The organism is Brevibacterium sp. CT2-23B (assembly GCF_013168765.1).
Lineage (GTDB): Bacteria > Actinomycetota > Actinomycetes > Actinomycetales > Brevibacteriaceae > Brevibacterium > Brevibacterium sediminis.
In genome coordinates, this window is sequence record NZ_JABBYK010000007.1 from 1 (window position 1) to 16,307 (window position 16,307).

At 65.6% G+C, this 16,307-nt stretch carries 15 protein-coding genes; 13 read left to right on the plus strand and 2 right to left on the minus strand.

Annotated elements, in window-relative coordinates; all coding sequences use genetic code 11:
• Positions 1-4: 4 nt before the first annotated feature.
• Both HIM68_RS16715 and HIM68_RS16720 read right to left on the minus strand, forming a co-directional pair.
• Positions 5-1,024 carry an aminoglycoside phosphotransferase family protein gene (locus HIM68_RS16715; protein WP_172174321.1) on the minus strand — a complete coding sequence of 340 codons (1,020 nt, stop codon included), beginning with the start codon at positions 1,022-1,024 and terminating at the stop codon, positions 5-7.
• Complete coding sequence (locus HIM68_RS16720; RefSeq protein ID WP_172174324.1) at positions 1,021-2,019, minus strand: hypothetical protein; 999 nt, start codon at positions 2,017-2,019, stop codon at positions 1,021-1,023. Before HIM68_RS16720 ends, HIM68_RS16715 begins: the two co-directional genes overlap by 4 nt.
• Positions 2,020-2,312: 293 nt before the next feature.
• On the opposite strand from HIM68_RS16720, the gene rimP reads away from it, so the two are divergent.
• The 13 genes from rimP to HIM68_RS16785 all read left to right on the plus strand — a co-directional run bounded on the left by rimP (position 2,313) and on the right by HIM68_RS16785 (position 16,291).
• Complete coding sequence (rimP, locus tag HIM68_RS16725; protein ID WP_169252659.1) at positions 2,313-2,777, plus strand: ribosome maturation factor RimP; 465 nt, start codon at positions 2,313-2,315, stop codon at positions 2,775-2,777.
• A gap of 137 nt (positions 2,778-2,914) precedes the next feature.
• Positions 2,915-3,877, plus strand: coding sequence for a transcription termination factor NusA (gene nusA / locus HIM68_RS16730; RefSeq protein ID WP_172174327.1), 963 nt, complete (start codon positions 2,915-2,917; stop codon positions 3,875-3,877).
• A gap of 72 nt (positions 3,878-3,949) precedes the next feature.
• On the plus strand, positions 3,950-4,225 hold the full coding sequence (locus HIM68_RS16735) for a YlxR family protein (protein ID WP_172174330.1): 276 nt from the start codon (positions 3,950-3,952) through the stop codon (positions 4,223-4,225).
• A 130-nt stretch (positions 4,226-4,355) separates the two neighbouring features.
• A complete protein-coding gene (gene infB / locus HIM68_RS16740) occupies positions 4,356-7,265 on the plus strand; it encodes a translation initiation factor IF-2 (RefSeq protein ID WP_172174333.1) in 2,910 nt (969 codons plus the stop codon).
• Positions 7,266-7,455: 190 nt separating this feature from the next.
• Positions 7,456-7,890, plus strand: a complete 435-nt coding sequence (rbfA, locus tag HIM68_RS16745; RefSeq protein ID WP_139468786.1) for a 30S ribosome-binding factor RbfA — start codon at positions 7,456-7,458, stop codon at positions 7,888-7,890.
• Positions 7,891-8,083: 193 nt separating this feature from the next.
• Positions 8,084-8,959 carry a ligand-binding protein SH3 gene (locus tag HIM68_RS16750; protein ID WP_172174336.1) on the plus strand — a complete coding sequence of 292 codons (876 nt, stop codon included), beginning with the start codon at positions 8,084-8,086 and terminating at the stop codon, positions 8,957-8,959.
• An 11-nt stretch (positions 8,960-8,970) separates the two neighbouring features.
• Positions 8,971-9,909, plus strand: a complete 939-nt coding sequence (gene truB, locus HIM68_RS16755) for a tRNA pseudouridine(55) synthase TruB (protein ID WP_172174339.1) — start codon at positions 8,971-8,973, stop codon at positions 9,907-9,909.
• A gap of 99 nt (positions 9,910-10,008) precedes the next feature.
• Entirely contained in the window at positions 10,009-10,650 is a 642-nt protein-coding gene (locus HIM68_RS16760) for a hypothetical protein (RefSeq protein WP_139468783.1), read from the plus strand.
• A complete protein-coding gene (locus tag HIM68_RS16765; protein ID WP_139908424.1) occupies positions 10,640-11,011 on the plus strand; it encodes a hypothetical protein in 372 nt (123 codons plus the stop codon). The genes HIM68_RS16760 and HIM68_RS16765 overlap by 11 nt, the downstream gene beginning before the upstream one ends.
• An 89-nt stretch (positions 11,012-11,100) precedes the next feature.
• A complete protein-coding gene (locus HIM68_RS16770; protein ID WP_172174342.1) occupies positions 11,101-12,039 on the plus strand; it encodes a bifunctional riboflavin kinase/FAD synthetase in 939 nt (312 codons plus the stop codon).
• Between the two features lie 91 nt (positions 12,040-12,130).
• Complete coding sequence (gene rpsO, locus HIM68_RS16775; protein ID WP_039210907.1) at positions 12,131-12,400, plus strand: 30S ribosomal protein S15; 270 nt, start codon at positions 12,131-12,133, stop codon at positions 12,398-12,400.
• A 334-nt stretch (positions 12,401-12,734) separates the two neighbouring features.
• Positions 12,735-14,957 carry a polyribonucleotide nucleotidyltransferase gene (locus HIM68_RS16780; protein WP_139468948.1) on the plus strand — a complete coding sequence of 741 codons (2,223 nt, stop codon included), beginning with the start codon at positions 12,735-12,737 and terminating at the stop codon, positions 14,955-14,957.
• Positions 14,958-15,019: 62 nt separating this feature from the next.
• A complete protein-coding gene (locus tag HIM68_RS16785; RefSeq protein WP_253904025.1) occupies positions 15,020-16,291 on the plus strand; it encodes a pitrilysin family protein in 1,272 nt (423 codons plus the stop codon).
• The last annotated feature ends 16 nt before the right edge of the window (positions 16,292-16,307 follow it).

The following is a 16,307-nucleotide window of genomic DNA, read 5'->3' on the forward strand; positions in this document are numbered from 1 at the left end:
AGGGTTAGCCGATGGGTTTGAGGGCGTGGGCGTTGACTCCGGCGACATCGGCGCCGGACAGCGCGCGGGCCACCCACAGGGAGCGGGCAGCATCGGCCAGGCTCGAATTCGATCCGCCGGAGGCCGCGCGCAGATACCAGAACATGTTCGTGATCTCGCGAGCGACGGTCGCCCCCATCCCGTACTGCGGATCGACCCCGGCGCACAGCGCCAGGTCCGTGGCGAAGCCGCGCAGCCACGCCGCCTGCGCCTGCGGATGATCCGAGGGGATCTCGGCCAGACGGTTCCACAGCACCGGGGCCAAAGTGTATGCGGTCGGACCGGCCAAGGGCTGCGGATCAATGGCCTTCCACGTCGAGATGCCCGTCGGATCGGGGTTGCCGGCGAGGATGTTGTAGTAGTGCAGGTCGGCATGGATGAGCCAGTTCTCATCCGAGGACGCCAGAGTCTGCATCCAATTGCGGGCGAACGACAGCAGCAGGGAATCGTGCGGACCCGCCTCCGACCACCCAGTCAACAGCGCGGCATCGGCATCGAACGAATTCAGCCACCCGGCCACGACATCCTGGACCCGCAGGAACTCCGAAGTCGCCGGAATCTCCAAGGACCGCTGCAGCGCACCCCACACCGGAGGCACATCGGCCAATGGCAGCACGGACAGGTTGTCCTTCGTGCGCAGCCGCTCCTGCAGAGTGACCCGGAAGCTGCGATCATCCCGGATGACCCGCACCGCTCCGTGCCCGTTCCACATCTTCAGTGCCCGCAGCACCTGCGCATGCGCGGCCGTATGCGCCGAGGTGGGAGCCGCGAACCGCAGCACCCCCTGATAGTTCTCCTGCGTGAGCACCGGAATCACCAGGGACTCGCATCCGGCCCACGGCGCTCCCGGCACATCGTCGAAGCGCAGCTTCCACCGATCGAGTAGTTCATTGGCCATATAGTCGAGCGCGGCAACCCACGAATCGGTGCGATATTCGCCGATGATCTCGCGCGTCGCGCGGTAGAGAACCGGTGGGACCTTCACTCCTGCACCTCCGCCTGCCCGGGTTCGTCATAGGAGAAACGCAGCGGCTGCGGAGCGGCGAAGTCCATCCGGGTCCGGGCCGATTCCCAGAGCCGGAGAATCGCCGAGGCATCCGCCTCCAACCAGGGCAGAAGCGCGGAAGCGATGCCGTCTTCCAACGACAGCGCCAACTCTTTCGCGGAGTCCGCATCCGTCGGGGTGGGATCGAGCTTCCACGCCGAGGCGGCCGGATCGGCTGCGTCCTCACCGAGTCGTTCGAGCATCTCCCCGGACAGGGCACCCAAGGATTCGAGCCTGGCCAGCGCAGCCTTGCGTTCACTCGACTTCGAATCGAAGTTCACGGCCAGCCGTTCAAAGCCGTACGCGGCCGCCCGCGACTGATTGAGGATCGCGTTGAACATCTCCGCCCGACCCTTCGGATCCTGGCTTCCGGGGTCGTTCGTCCCGGCATCCGCGTCGGCCCCACCAGTGGCACTGGGGGACGCTGTCGCATCATCGCCGCCGTCCCTGTTCTGGTCGAGTTCCTCACGGCCGTCGCGGATGAGTTCGTCGGCGGTGGTGATGATCTCCGGGTTCTTCGTTCCGGCGACCAGGGCCAGACCCGTGGCCACATCGGCCAGGACGGGAATAAGGTCCGAACCCAAGGACGCTGAGGCTTCGAACACGGCACGGGAAGCCACCTCGGCTACTTGGACGAAGGTGCGGTTCTTCTCTGTCGGAGGCGCCTCGGTGGCGAATTCGGTCGGCGGGTTCCATTCGGGACCGATCGCCGCAGCGAAGTCAGTAAGGTCCTCACCCGCGGTTTCGGGATCACCGGCGCCGGGAGAAGCGGAGTCCAAGATGCTGGCCAGACGATTGCGCAGCTGCTGAGTCGCATCAAGAGTGGGGACCTCGGGATCCTGATCGAGTCGCAGGCCGCAGGCGGTGAGCAGGCTCAGACTCAACCCGCCTACGCCGGCAGTCAACAGGCCGCGGCGACTGACGGGAAAATGCATATGGCAATCCTATCGGATGCCCCGCCATCGCCGAGGGACGCCCGACAGCGCCCAGGGATGCCCGCCATCGCCGAGGGACGCCCGACAGCGCCGAGGGACACCGACCGGCTCCCGCCCGTCCCCCGCCCGACCGCAGAATGAGACGCGCACCCGGCAGAACCGCGACGAAGGCTTAACCTCGACGGCGGCTGTCGCTTAGGGTGGGTGAGAACACGGCGGTCGCACACGTGCACGGTGCGCCGGCCCCCTTGCCCCGCCTCGGCGCAGGGGACGCACAAGGATATGGAGGAGAAATGGACGAAGACGTCGAGCGGATCAAGGGACTGCTCGCCCCGCCCCTGCAGGATGCGGGATTCCACCTCGAGACCGTCAAAGCGGTGGCGGCTGGTCCGCGGCGCACGCTCACCGTCGTCGTCGACCTCGACGAATCGAGCACCGATCCGATGTCGATGGAGAAGATCGCCGAATCGACGAAGATCGTCGGCGACGCCCTCGACGAGGTCGAGATCTTCCGGGACAAGCCGTACCAGCTCGAGGTCACGAGCCCCGGTGCCACCCGAAAGCTCGAGACCCCCCGCCACTTCCGACGCGTCATCGGCCGTCGCCTGGAGATCACGACGAAGAAGGACACCTTCAAGCTCGACCTCGCCGAGGTGGGGGAGAGTTCGATCACGGGCACGGACCCCCAGCGCAAGGAGTCGAAGACGGTCGATCTCGGCGAGATCCGCAAGGCCCAGGTGGAATTGAAGTTCCGCTGAGGCGAACCTCACGTTCCGTCGGAGGTGAGGCGGCCCCTTCGCAGACAGAGTGCGGGCGCGGACTGGGATAGACTGTTACGCCTGCATAAGTGAACACAGACAATTCAATGCTCGGTTGAGCGAGAGAGGACTTAGACATGGACATCGACCTCAATGTTCTGCGCGTCATCGAACGAGAGCGTGAGATTCCGCTGGAAACCCTCATCGAACTCATCGAACAGGCGCTCTTCCTCGCCTACCAGAAGACCGAAGGGGCCTGGCCCGACGCCCGTGCCGAACTCGACAAGTCCACCGGCGAGGTGCGCATCCTCGCCGTGGAATTCGACAACGACGACAATCCGATCGGCGAGTTCGACGACACTCCCACCGGCTTCGGCCGGATCGCCGCCCAGACTGCTCGGCAGGTCATCCACCAGCGGCTGCGCGATGTCGAGGACGAGACACTGCTCGGCACTTTCAAGGGCCGTGAAGGCGAGATCGTCTCTGGCATCATCCAGCAGGGCCGCGACCCGCAGATGGTCCAGGTCGACATCGGAGACGTCGAAGCCGTGCTGCCCCCGCACGAACAGGTTCCCGGCGAGACCTACGCCCACGGCACCCGACTGCGCGTCTATATCGCCGACGTGCACAAGGGCACGAAGGGCACCTCGGTCACCGTCTCTCGCACCCACCCGAACCTCGTGCGCCGACTCTTCGCCCATGAGGCTCCGGAGATCGCCGACGGCACCGTCGAGATCGTGTCTCTGGCCCGCGAGGCCGGCCACCGCACGAAGCTCGCCGTGCGCGCCACGAAGCCGGGAGTCAATGCGAAGGGATCGTGCATCGGCGAACTCGGCTCCCGTGTGCGTGCTGTGATGAACGAACTCGGCCAGGAGAAGATCGACATCGTCGACTACTCCGATGACCCGGCGAAGTTCATCGCCCACGCCCTGTCTCCGGCCAAGGCCAAGAGCGTCGAGATCCTCGACGCCGCCGCTCAGGAATCCCGCGCAGTCGTCCCCAACGACCAGCTGTCCCTGGCCATCGGCAAGGAAGGGCAGAACGCCCGCCTGGCAGCGAAGCTCACCGGCTGGAAGATCGACATCGTCGCAGGCGAATAGCCTCGTGCAGTGATTCGCACCACTGGCCCCCTTGGCGCGAGCGGGGGTGCCGGTGCTGTAGAATCATTCATTGTGAATGTTGGTGATGGACCCGTAAGGACGTGCATCGCCTGTAGGCAGAAGGCCGGTCGGGACGAGCTGACACGCTTCGTGTTCCGCCCCGATCAGCACCCCGCCGTCGTCCGCGATGTGTCAGCGACACTGCCGGGACGTGGTGCGTGGGTGCATCCTGATGCGAAGTGCCTGGACAGGGCCCTGACCACTGCCGCCTTCGCTCGATCCTTTCGAACGAAGATCACCGCCTCGGACCTCCCGAGGCCGGACACCGAACCCAAAGAGAACGGGTAGCCGAATGGATGACAAGTTGTGAGTGTCGCACGATGACACCCAAACGGAATTCGAGAGAGCAGTGAAATGAGTACTGCTCTTCATTGATGAGGTTCTTTCCTGACCGGGAAAGAACCCGGACAGGAGAACTGTGGCAAAGCCCCGTGTCCATGAGCTCGCGAAAGAGCTCGGCACAACAAGTAAGAACGTCCTCGAAAAGCTCCAGGACATGGGCGAATTCGTTCGCTCCGCCTCTTCGACGCTCGAAGCGCCCGTCGTGCGCCGCGTGAAGGAGGCATTCGCCGATTCCTCTTCCGCCGATGGTGAGAAGACCACCGGCGCGAAGAAGGCCGCGAAGCCCGGAGCCCCGAAACCCGGTGCGAAGCCCGCACCCAAGCCCGCCGCGAAGTCGGCTGCCAAGCCGGGTGCTGCGAAGTCCGCCGGTGCGGCGAAATCGGCCCCCGCCGAGAATGCCGCCCCCGCTGCGAAGTCCGCACCGAAGCCTGCCGCTGAGCCGGCGACACCGGCTGCCCCGAAGGCAGCCGAATCGACCGAGGCTCCCGCAGCCAAGCCGGCTGCCTCCTCGGCGCCGAAGCCCGGAGCCCCGAAGCCGGCTGCCGCGCCCAAGCCCGGAGCCCCGAAGCCCGGTGCTCCCAAGCCGGGTGCTGCCGGGAAGCCCGGCGGTCGCGGTGCCGCGCGTCCCGGAAACAACCCCTTCGCGTCCTCGCAGGGAATGCCGAAGCCCGGTCGTGGGCCCAAGCCCGGCGGTCGTTCCGGTGGCCAGGGCGGTCAAGGCGGTCAGGGTGGCCAGGGCGGACGCCCCGGCAACAACCCCTTCGCACCTTCGCAGGGAATGCCGAAGCCCGGCCAGAAGCAGCGCGGATCCGGTGAGGAATCCTCGGGCGGTCCCCGTCCGGCACCTCGCCCGGGCGCACCACGCCCGAACCCGTCGATGCTGAAGAACTCGGCACTGAACAAGCCCGCTCCCGGCCGCGGTCGCGGCGGCGGACGCGGAAACGCTCCAGGCGGCGGCGCACCCGGTGCCCCGGGCGGCGCTCCCGGCGGTCCTCGTCGTGGACCCGGCGGCGGTCCCGGTGGTCGCGGTTCAGGTCGCGGCCGCGGAAGCACGCAGGGTGCATTCGGTCGCGGCGGCGGTCCCCGTCAGAAGGGACGCAAGTCGAAGCGGGCGAAGCGCGCAGAGCTCGAGCAGATGCAGGCTCCCTCGGTCGGTGGCGTCACCGTTCCGCGCGGAGACGGCAACACGCCGCTGCGTCTGCGTCGCGGCTCCTCGCTGGCCGACTTCGCCGAGAAGATCAACACCGATCCGACGAACCTCGTGACCGTGCTCTTCCACCTCGGTGAGATGGCCACGATCACCCAGTCCCTCGACGAGGCGACCTTCGAGGTCCTCGGCGAAGAGCTCGGCTACAAGATCGAGATCGTCTCGCCCGAAGACGAAGATCGTGAGCTGCTGGAGACCTTCGACATCGACCTCGATGCCGAAGCCGCAGAAGAGGACGACGAGGACCTGCAGGCACGTCCGCCGGTCGTCACCGTCATGGGTCACGTCGACCACGGTAAGACCAAGCTGCTCGACGCGATCCGCTCGGCCAATGTCGCTTCCCGCGAAGCCGGCGGAATCACCCAGCACATCGGTGCCTACCAGGCCGAGGTCGAGCACGAGGGAGAAGACCGCAAGATCACCTTCCTCGACACCCCCGGTCACGAGGCGTTCACCGCCATGCGTGCCCGTGGTGCGAAGTCGACGGACCTCGCGATCCTCGTGGTCGCCGCCGACGACGGCGTCATGCCGCAGACGATCGAAGCTCTCAACCACGCTCAGGCGGCCGATGTGCCGATCGTCGTGGCCGTGAACAAGATCGACAAGGAAGGCGCCAACCCCGCCAAGGTCATGCAGCAGCTGACCGAATACAACCTCGTGGCCGAAGAATACGGCGGCGAGACCATGTTCGTGCCGATCTCCGCGCTCAAGCGCGAGGGCATCGACCAGCTGCTCGAATCCGTCCTGCTGACCACCGATGCGGCTCTGGACCTGCGGGCGAACCCCGACAAGTCCGCTCGCGGCATCGCGATCGAAGCCAAGCTCGACAAGGGCCGCGGTGCGGTTGCCACCGTCCTCGTCGAGTCCGGCACCCTGCGTCAGGGCGACGCCATCGTCTGCGGCACCGCCTACGGACGTGTGCGTGCGATGTTCGACGAGAACGGAAACGTCGTCGAGGAGGCCGGACCCTCCCGCCCCGTGCAGGTGCTCGGTCTGTCGTCCGTCCCGCGTGCCGGTGACTCGTTCATCTCCACCGATGACGACCGCACGGCCCGTCAGATCGCTGAGAAGCGTGACGCCATCGAGCGCAACGCCGCTCAGGCCCGCGGTCGCAAGCGCATCAGTCTCGAGGACTTCACGAAGGCTCTGGCTGAGGGCAAGGTCGACATGCTCAACCTCATCCTCAAGGGTGACGTCTCCGGTGCTGTCGAAGCGCTCGAGGATTCGCTGCTCAAGATCGATGTGGGCGACGACGTCGACCTGCGGATCATCCACCGCGGCGTCGGTGCGATCACGGAGAACGACATCAACCTGGCCACGGTCGACAACGCGATCGTCCTCGGCTTCAACGTCCGTCCGGAAGCGAAGGCTCGCGACCTGGCAGACCGCGAAGGCGTCGACGTCCGCTACTACTCGGTCATCTACCAGGCGATCGACGACATCGAGTCCTCGCTCAAGGGCATGCTCAAGCCCGAGTACGAAGAGGTCCAGACCGGTACCGCGGAGATCCGCGAGGTCTTCCGTTCCTCGAAGTTCGGCAACATCGCCGGTTCGATCGTCCGCGACGGCCTCATCAAGCGGAACTCGACCGCTCGCGTCACCCGCGACGGAATCGTCATCGGCGACAACGTCCACATCGAATCGCTGCGCCGGTTCAAGGACGATGCGACCGAGGTCCGCGAGGGCTACGAGTGCGGTATCGGACTCGGCAAGTTCAACGACCTGCGCGTCGGCGACATCATCGAGACCTTCGAGATGCAGGAGAAGCCGCGCGACTGATCGGTCGCACAGTGACTTCCACCCGCTGATTCGACAGCGCAGCAGCGCAGCCGAGGAGGATGGGACTCGCACCGTGACTCGACGGCTCCGGTCGGCCCCCTGAATGGGGGACCGGCCGGAGCCGGTTCGATTGCACAGCTAATATTGGGCCGGAAGAGTTGTTCCGGCCCCGAACAGAAGGACACACACCATGGCAGACTCGACACGGGCCCGCAAGATCGCCGACCAGATCAAGGTCATCGTCGCCAGCACCATCGAGCGCAAGCTCAAGGATCCCCGCCTCGGCTTCGTCACCGTCACCGATGTTCGCGTGACCGGCGATCTGCAGCACGCCACCATCTTCTACACCGTCTACGGCGACGACCAGGATCTCGTCGGCACCGGCCATGCCCTCGAATCGGCCAAGGGCTTCATCCGCTCAGAGGTCGGCAAGGGGCTGACGATCCGTCTGACCCCGAGCCTCGAATTCATCGCCGATGCCGTCCCCGAGGCGGCCGCCCGTCTCGACGGACTGCTCGCTCAGGCTGCCGCCGACGATGCTCGAGTGGCCGGGTTGGCCAAGAACGCGCAGCATGCAGGTGAATCCGACCCGTACAAGAAGGCCGACGACGCCGACGAGGAGTGATCGTCGCATTCCAGCGACCAGAGTGCATCGCGCCTGGTCATCTGGGGAGAGCGGCAGAATGACGGCTATCTGCCCGATTTGAGCTTCGTCACGTCACGAAAAAAGTTCTCGTAACAGTTTTGTTATGTTTCCGAGATGTCGTAGACTTTTTGCGGTAACGAAATGATTACGACTCTGTTAAGGGAATTCTGCATTGGGTAAGCACTCCTCACCGAAGCCGTCGTTCGCGAAGCAGCTGATCCGGGACCTGACTCCCGGCAAGCGCCCCGCAGGCCGACGCGCAGCGAATGCGCCGTCCTCGGCGACTTCCGTGCTGGCGACCGTCAAGCAGCGTCCCGTCGTCGCCGCGATCGCCGTTCCTGCAGCCGCGACCGCCGCCGTCGTCGGTTCGACCGTCGTCATGGGTCCGCCCGAGTCCGGCAACGTCACCACCGAGGCCGCATCGACGACCCCCGAGGAGTCGACCACTGCCTCGACCCCGAGCCAGAAAGAACTCGACGCCGAACGCAAGAAGGCCGGCGAAGAGTACCTGGAGAAGGTCAAGGACGACCCGAAGTACAAGAACAAGACCTCGAAGACCGATCTCGAGGTCAAGGCTCCGCCGAAGCCCAAGCCGACCGCCGAATCCTCGGCCGCTGAGGAGAAGAGCGACGGTTCGTCCTCCGATGAGAAGTCTTCCGATGAGAAGTCCTCCGGCGAAGGCACCTCCTCGGACACCTCGGCACCGCCGTGCAGCGTGTCCTCCTCGATCGAGTCCGGCCTGCTGCCGAACGCCGTCAACGGCTACCGTGCTGTCTGCGCGAAGTTCCCCGAGGTCAAGACCTTCGGCGGACGTCGCCCCGGCACCGGTTCGGATCACAACACCGGTGAAGCCGTCGACATCATGATCACCGGATCCACCGGCGACCGCATCGCCGAATACCTCATCCAGAACCAGAGCGCCCTCAACGTCAAGTACGTCATCTGGAAGCAGCGCATCTGGATGCCCGGACAGGGCTGGAAGGGCATGGAGGACCGCGGAGACGCGACCGCCAACCACTTCGACCACGTGCACGCGTCCTTCAACTGATCGCACACCCAGTGAGCGATACTTCCCCACAGGGCGTCCTCGTCTGTGACAAACCGCAGGGACTGAGTTCCCACGGCGTAGTCTCCCGCATCCGCCGCTGGTTCGGGACGAAGAAGGTCGGCCATGCCGGCACTCTCGACCCGATGGCCACGGGCGTCCTCGTGCTCGGCCTCGGCCGCGGCACCAAGCTGCTCACCTACATCACCGGGGTCTCGAAGACCTATTTCGCCACCGTCCGCCTGGGGTCGTCGACCCCGACCGATGACGCCGATTCCGAGCCCGATCGCTTTGCCGACCCGTCCGATCTCGCTCGTGTCGACGCTGCGGCCATCGAAGCCGCCGTGGCCAAGCTGCGCGGCCCCATCGATCAGGTGCCCAGTGCCGTCTCGGCGATCAAGGTCGACGGCAAGCGTTCCTATGCCCGTGTCCGTGCCGGTGAGAAGGTCGAACTCAAGGCCCGTCGTGTCGAGGTATCGGCCTTCGAAGTCATCGACATCCGCTTCGCCGCCGAGGACGGGCATATCGACGTCGATGTCGAAGTCGACTGCTCGTCGGGCACCTATGTGCGCGCCCTGGCCCGCGATATCGGCACCGACCTCGGCGTCTTCGGCCATCTCACCGCGCTCAGGCGGACGCGCGTCGGCGATTTCCACATCGACCAGGCCGTGACCCTGCCCGAGGACCTCGACCTCCCCGCGCCCAGCCTCATCTCCCTCGCCGAGGCGGCCCGCACCCTCCTGCCCGTCGTCACCGTCGATGCCGAGCGGGCCCGCGCCCTCATGCAGGGCAAGATCGTTGAGGCTGGTGACTGGCATATAGGCTCCGACGCCGGCGACGCGGGGAACCGAGAGGTCGCCGTCATCTGCGATGACGCCCTCGTCTCCGTGGCCGAAGTGCGTCGGAATGGCGGTCTGAAGTCGCTGACCGCCTTCGCCATCGACCTCGCCTGAGGGGCCCAGCCTTCACTCTCGAAACAACTAAATAGTTTGTAACCATCGGATACAACCGAAACTATTGTATCTGAGGCAATCATCTGGTCTACTTGTCCTATGTTCGTCTTGACCATCGACCAGCAGGATTCGCGGTCGAACGCCGACGCGGTGCCCCGCATCCTCGATGCTCTCTCTCCGATCGACACGGTCGTTCCCTTCGCCCGCACCATCGGTGACGAGGTCCAAGGGGTCCTCGACGGTCCCGACGCCGTCGCCGAGGCGGTCCGCCGTATCGGCATCGACTCCGGTTGGCATATCGGCCTCGGAATCGGCGAGGTCGAACGGCCGCTGCCCGAGACGACCACCGAGGGTAGGGGAGAAGCCTTCTACTCCGCTCGCCAGGCGGTCGAAGCAGCCAAATCCGCACCCGTCCACCTCGTCGTGAGCGCAGACCCGGACGTCGTCAGCGCCGATGCGGACAGTGACCATCGTGGGCTGGCGGAGGCAGCTCTGCGGCTCCTCATCAGCACGCTGACAGAGCTGCGCGGTCACTCCCGCGGCTACGTCGGATACCGACTGGACCACCCTGATGCCACTCAGGCCGAGATCGCCGCGGAATTCGACGTCTCCCAACAGGCGGTCTCCCGGGTGCTGGCGGCCGGTCCCGCCGAGATCATCGCCGGAGCCGAGCACCTGGCCCGACATCACCTCGACCGGCTCCAGCGAGCCCTGTCGGAAGGAGACGCACATGTGGACTGACGTGCTCGTCGCCATCGCCGCCGCCATCATCGCGGCCCTCATCGGCTGGCCACTCGTCCCGCTTCTCCTCCGCCTGACCCATGCGGGCCCGGGCTCCAAACCCGAACGCACAGGGGCCGAGGACGTCGAAGTCCTGCGCGGTGGACTGTGGATCGGCATCGTCGAACGCGCGCTCATCGCCGGAGCGATCGTGCTCGGCCGACCCGAGCTCATGGCCGTGGTCATCGCGGTCAAAGGGCTCGGACGCTTCGCGGAGATCAAATCCTCGGCGGCCGCAGGGGAGCGGTTCATCATCGGCACCTTCGTCTCCATTGCCCTGGCTTCCCTCCTCGGCGTCATCGGGTGGGCGATCATCGCCTGAACCGTCCTCCCGCCTCGGCGAGGTCCGGGTTAGGAGGCGGAAGATCTCTGCGATAATCTGAATCGGTGCACGGAAGGAGCGAATGTCTGGTGGAGCTGTATCACGGACTCGATGAGGTCGAGGTCGACGCTGTCGGCACCGTCGTCACCCTCGGCAACTTCGACGGCGTGCACCGCGGACACGAAACGGTCCTGACCACCGTCGCCGCCCTGGCCAGGCAAGAAGGCCTGCGCTCGATCGCAATGACCTTCGACCCGCACCCGCGCACGGTCCACCGCCCCGACGAGCCGACCGTGATGATCAACTCGACCCGGCAGCGCGCCGACCTCATCGCCGCCACCGGAATCGACGGCCTCCTCATCCAGCCCTACGACCTCGACTTCGCCGCCCAGTCGGCCGAGGAATTCGTGCGCCGGTACTTCGTCGAAGCCCTGCGCGCGAAGATCGTCGTCGTCGGCGACGATGTCCGGTTCGGCAAGGACAACGAAGGCACGATCGAGACTCTGCGCCGCCTCGGCGAGAAATTCGGGTTCCGGGTCGAAACGATCGACGAAGTCGGGCGCGGGGGACGGTATTCGTCCTCCCGGATCCGGGAGCAGCTCACCGGCGGTGATGTCGCCGAGGCGGCCGACCAGCTCGGGCGCTACCACGCCCTCCACGGCACCGTCGTCCACGGCGATGCCCGCGGCCGCGACTTGGGATTCCCGACGGCGAACCTCTCGGAGAATCCCGATGGACTCGTCCCCGCCGACGGCGTCTACGCCGGCTGGGCGACGTTCTCCGGTGAGGATCAGGCGTACCCGGCCGCGATCTCCGTGGGCACGAACCCGACCTTCCAGGGGCAGGTCCGACGGGTCGAGGCGTACGTGCTCGACAAGGAATTCGGCGAATTCGACGTCTACGACCGTGAGATGACTCTCGAATTCGTCTCCCGCATCCGTGGGCAGGTCGCGTTCACCGGGATGGATGACCTCATCGTGCAGATGCATGAGGACATCGCCGATGTGCGCGAGGTCCTGCACACCTGATAAGCTGATCTCTGCCGTTTTCACCGGCCGCGGTCCCATAGGGCAGAGACTTCAGGTCCCTGCGCCGCGCAACGACACGAAGGAGAACTCCATGGCTCTCGATACCGCTGTGAAGCAAGAGATCATCAAGGAATATGCAACTCATGAGGGCGACACCGGTTCTCCCGAGGTCCAGGTTGCACTGCTGACCCGCCGGATCACCGACCTGACCGAGCACTTCAAGGATCACAAGCACGACCACCACTCGCGTCGTGGCCTGCTGCTCCTCGTCGGCCAGCGTCGCCGCATGCTCAAGTACCTCGCGAAGGTCGACATCGAGCGTTACCGCTCGCTCATCAAGCGCCTCGGCCTGCGCCGCTGATTCGACTCAGCGCAGCTGAAATGGAAGCGTCCCACCTTCGGGTGGGGCGCTTCTGTGCTTCTGCGGTAGACTTCGTACCGGACAACCACGCCATGGACGTTTCGGTCTTCGGTAGTGGCCTCCGGAGGAATGAGCGCTTGAGCGCCGGTTCCGTGGGCCCCGATCGATGACCGGCTTGGATCCATGGGATGTCCGAGCCAATATCCCGCCGGAACGACGCGGGGTCGCGCACTGCCGAGGGCACATCGCCGAAGGCAGCGCGTCCACTCATGCGTTGAGAACTATCACCTGCGCACCGCAGACCACCGCGTGCCGGCACAACATAGGAGACTACGTGGGACTCAACCCTGAATCCGCCGTTGCCCATATCGACAACGGCAGCTTCGGCAAACACACCATTCGCTTCGAAACCGGTCGACTTGCCCAGCAGGCCGCCGGATCCGCCGTCGCCTACCTCGACGACGACACCATGCTGTTCTCGGCCACCTCGGCCGGAAAGAATCCCCGTGAGGGCTTCGACTTCTTCCCGCTGACAGTCGACGTCGAAGAGCGCATGTACGCCGCCGGCCGCATCCCCGGCTCGTTCTTCCGCCGTGAGGGACGCCCCTCGACAGATGCGATCCTGACCTGCCGCCTCATCGACCGTCCGCTGCGCCCCTCGTTCGTCAAGGGCCTGCGCAACGAGGTTCAGGTCGTCGTCACCGTGATGTCGGTCAATCCCGACCACATCTACGACGCTCTGGCCATCAACGCCGCGTCGATGTCGACTCAGCTCTCGGGTCTGCCGTTCTCCGGCCCCATCGGCGGTGTGCGCATCGCGCTCATCGACGGCCAGTGGGTCGCCTTCCCGAACCACTCGCAGCTCGAGGACGCCGTGTTCAACATGGTCGTCGCTGGTCGTGTCGTCGGTGACGACGTCGCCATCATGATGGTCGAAGCCGAAGCCACCGACAACGCCATCGACAAGATCAAGACCGGTGCTGCGGCCCCCACCGAGGAGGTCGTGTCCGAAGGTCTCGAAGCTGCGAAGCCGTTCATCGCCGAGCTCTGCCGCGCGCAGTCCGAGCTCGCCGATCGCGCCGCGAAGCCGACCGTCGAATTCCCCGTCTTCCGCGACTACGAGGACGACGTCTTCGAAGCGGTGAAGGAACTCGCCGAGGCGAAGCAGACCGAGAACTTCACGATCGCCGACAAGCAGGAGCGCGAAGCCGCCGGTGCCGCCCTCCTCGACGAGCTCTTCGAGAAGCTCGGCGAGCGCTTCGAAGGCCGTGAGAAGGAGATCGCGAACGCTCTCAACGCCCTGACCAAGCAGGTCGTGCGCAAGCGCATCCTCACCGAGCAGGTCCGCATCGACGGCCGTGGGCTCAAGGACATCCGTCCGCTCACCGCCGAGACGAACGTCATCCCGCGCGTGCACGGTTCGGCGATCTTCGAACGCGGCGAGACCCAGATCTTGGGTGTCACCACCCTGAATATGCTCAAGCTCGAGCAGACCATCGACTCGCTCTCACCCGAGACGTCGAAGCGCTACATGCACCACTACAACTTCCCGCCCTATTCGGTCGGTGAGACCGGCCGCGTGGGCAGCCCGAAGCGCCGCGAGATCGGCCACGGCGCATTGGCCGAACGCGCCCTCGTGCCTGTTCTGCCCAAGCGTGAGGACTTCCCGTACGCGATCCGTGAGGTCTCCGAGGCCCTCGGTTCGAACGGTTCGACCTCGATGGGCTCGGTCTGCGCCTCGACGCTGGCCATGCTCTCGGCCGGTGTGCCGCTGCAGGCGCCTGTCGCCGGCATCGCCATGGGTCTCGTCTCCGACGTCATCTCCACCGACCAGGGTGAGCAGACCGCCTACGCGGCTCTGACCGACATCCTCGGTGCCGAAGATGCCTTCGGCGATATGGACTTCAAGGTCGCCGGTACGCGTGACTTCATCACCGCGATCCAGCTCGACACCAAGCTCGACGGCCTTCCCGCCTCGGTGCTCGGTGCCGCCCTCAAGCAGGCCCGCGAAGCACGCATGGTCATCCTCGACGTCATCGCAGAGGCCATCGACGCCCCGGCCGAGATGGCCCCGACGGCACCGCGGATCATCTCCGTGAACATCCCCGTCGACAAGATCGGTGAGGTCATCGGGCCCAAGGGCAAGATGATCAACCAGATCCAGGAGGACACCGGCGCGGACATCAGCATCGAAGACGACGGAACCGTCCTCATCGGTGCCACGGACGGACCGGCCGCCGAGGCCGCCCGTTCGATGATCAACGCGATCGCGAACCCGCAGGTTCCCGAGGTCGGCGAACGCTACCTGGGCACCGTGGTCAAGACAATGAGCTTCGGCGCATTCGTGTCCCTGACCCCGGGCAAGGACGGCCTGCTGCACATCTCCGAGCTGCGTAAGCTCAACGACGGCAAGCGCGTCGAGGACGTCGAAGACGTCGTCGGTGTGGGCCAGAAGGTCCAGGTTGAGATCACGAAGATCGATGACCGCGGCAAGCTCTCGCTGGCTCCGGTCACCGACGAAGACGAGAAATCGGACGAAGAGGGATCAGACAACTGATACTGAGCAGTTCGCACACCGGGGAGGGCAGCCGAATCGATCGGTCTGTCCTCCCCGGTGGTTTGACGCTGACCACCGAACACATGCCGGGTCTGGCCTCGGAGACGATCGGGATCTGGGTTGCAGCCGGGTCCCGTGACGAATCCGCAGAGACCGCCGGCTCGACGCATTTCCTCGAGCACATGCTGTTCAAGGGCACCGGCAGCCGCGATGCGAAGACCATCGCCGCGGCCTTCGACCGCACCGGCGGGGATTCGAATGCGATCACCGCCAAGGAGCTCACCTGCTACTACTCCCGGTGCCTGGTGACGGATCTGCCGAACATCACCGGGCTGCTCGTCGATATGGTCTCGAACTCCCAGCTCGACGTCGAGGAGTTCGAACGCGAGCGCGGTGTCATCATCGAAGAGCTCGCAATGTCCGCCGACGATCCCGGAGACGTCCTCTTCGACGACTTCGATTCCCTTGTCTTCGGGCCGCATTCGCTGGCCCGGCCCGTGGGTGCGACGAAAGATCAGATCCGCGTGCTCGGTCACCACACGGTCATCGACCACTATCAGTCGACGTATATCCCGCCTCGTCTGGTCATCGCCGCCGCGGGCGGGGCGACCCACGAAGAGGTCCTCGCGATGGTTGAGGATGCCCTCGCGGAGGCGGGGCTCGGGTCCCGTGCCGACGTCTGGTCGGGCGCGGGGAACGGGGACGCCGCCTCGGTGGCGAAAGGCTCGCACCTCGGTGGGGCCGCACGGGTGCGTCCGGAGTTCCATTCCGGGAAGTCGCACACCGTCAAAGACATCGAGCAGCTGGGCATCATGCTCGGCTGCGAAGGCCTGCCCGAAGGCGACGACGACCGGTTCATCTACTCGGTGATGCTCACGATGCTCGGCGGCGGAATGTCGTCGCGACTGTTCCAGAGCGTGCGCGAGGAGCGCGGACTGGCCTATGCCGTGAACTGCGTGGCCAGCCAGTTCACGGATACCGGCACCTTCGGCATCTATGCCGGATGCACGGCCGAGAACGCTCAGGCCGTCGTCGATCTGGCGGTGAGCGAATGGGATCGGTTGGCACAGGTGACACCGAGCCAGTTCGAGCTCGACGAGATCGTGTCCCAGCTGTCGGGGTCGATGGTGCTCGGACTCGAGTCGTCTGCGGCGCGGATGAATCGTCTCGCCCGGTCAGAGATCTTCGGGCTGCCGCTCGAATCGCCGATGGACCTCATCGAACGCGTCCGCTCGGTCACGGCCGAGGACGTCAGCGAGATGGCCGGGCGGCTGCTGTCGCGGCCCAAGGCTCTGGCGCTGGTCGGACCGGCCGCCGAGGTCGAACTGCCCTGAGTGCGTCGCCGCATCC

Bases quoted from the DNA above. Each gene is read 5' to 3' on its own strand.
- rbfA (WP_139468786.1), top strand. From the start codon at position 7,456: ATGGCAGACTCGACACGGGCCCGCAAGATCGCCGACCAGATCAAGGTC.
- nusA (WP_172174327.1), top strand. From the start codon at position 2,915: ATGGACATCGACCTCAATGTTCTGCGCGTCATCGAACGAGAGCGTGAG.
- HIM68_RS16720 (WP_172174324.1), bottom strand. From the start codon at position 2,019: ATGCATTTTCCCGTCAGTCGCCGCGGCCTGTTGACTGCCGGCGTAGGC.
- rpsO (WP_039210907.1), top strand. From the start codon at position 12,131: ATGGCTCTCGATACCGCTGTGAAGCAAGAGATCATCAAGGAATATGCA.
- rimP (WP_169252659.1), top strand. From the start codon at position 2,313: ATGGACGAAGACGTCGAGCGGATCAAGGGACTGCTCGCCCCGCCCCTG.
- HIM68_RS16765 (WP_139908424.1), top strand. From the start codon at position 10,640: ATGTGGACTGACGTGCTCGTCGCCATCGCCGCCGCCATCATCGCGGCC.
- HIM68_RS16760 (WP_139468783.1), top strand. From the start codon at position 10,009: ATGTTCGTCTTGACCATCGACCAGCAGGATTCGCGGTCGAACGCCGAC.